Genomic DNA, 237 nt, shown 5'->3' with positions numbered 1-237 from the left:
ACACCTAATGTCCCGCCAACTGTTGAATTCCCTGAAGCACTTAATGTCGTGAATGCACCAGATGATGCGGAATTAGCTCCAATTGTGGTTCCATCTATTGCCCCAGAATTTATATCTACTCCCACATTAGTTCCTATCAAAGTTTGAATTGCATTAATAGAATTTAAATTTGTATTTATATCAGATGCATTTTCATCAATAGCTTGATTTTGACTATTAGCACAAGCTTGACTTTCA

General features: G+C 35.9%; 1 protein-coding gene. It reads right to left on the bottom strand.

Annotated elements, in window-relative coordinates; translation table 11 throughout:
- Positions 1-237: hypothetical protein (locus AMO19_RS08485; protein WP_179850493.1), on the bottom strand; the 237-nt coding region annotated here is incomplete at both ends.

The sequence above is a fragment of the Prochlorococcus marinus genome (assembly GCF_001180245.1).
GTDB lineage: Bacteria > Cyanobacteriota > Cyanobacteriia > PCC-6307 > Cyanobiaceae > Prochlorococcus_A > Prochlorococcus_A marinus_F.
Note: the sequence above shows the minus strand (reverse complement) of the source record. Positions and strands in the feature narration are given on the sequence as shown.